Source organism: Ochrobactrum sp. SFR4 (assembly GCF_019730395.1).
Taxonomy (GTDB): Bacteria; Pseudomonadota; Alphaproteobacteria; order Rhizobiales; family Rhizobiaceae; genus Pseudochrobactrum.
Genome location: NZ_JAAPBB010000375.1, coordinates 1 through 356, shown reverse-complemented (window position 1 = coordinate 356; position 356 = coordinate 1). Strand labels below are relative to the sequence as shown.

1 protein-coding gene is annotated in these 356 nt (G+C 50.0%); it reads right to left on the bottom strand.

Annotation, left to right across the window (positions count from 1 at the left end; genetic code table 11):
* Positions 1–356: ImmA/IrrE family metallo-endopeptidase (locus tag HBA93_RS19435; protein WP_221724386.1), on the bottom strand; the 356-nt coding region annotated here is incomplete at both ends.

Genomic DNA, 356 nt, shown 5'->3' with positions numbered 1-356 from the left:
TAAAGAAGAACGGCACACCGCGTGCTTCAGGCCGTTGCAACGTGCTGAGGCGATGGCAGATGGTCTCGAAGCTTACCGCATAGCGTTGTTCAAGCAATTCAATATCATAGCGCAATTGCTCGGCGCTTTGCAGAAAATGCATATAGGGCATCAGCACGGCACCGGCAAAATAATTGGCGAGGCCAATACGTGCCAGCACCAGTGCTTCAGGACTGCAGAATGCTGTTTTCTCTAAAAGTTGATCGAGCAGTTGTTTTTGTTCAAGAAAAGCGATTTGCGTTGCAAGCTGAAAGGCCTGTTGACCTTCATCCAGACGCGGCGACAGGGCAAGAAGGCGGGTACTCTTGTCAAAATGA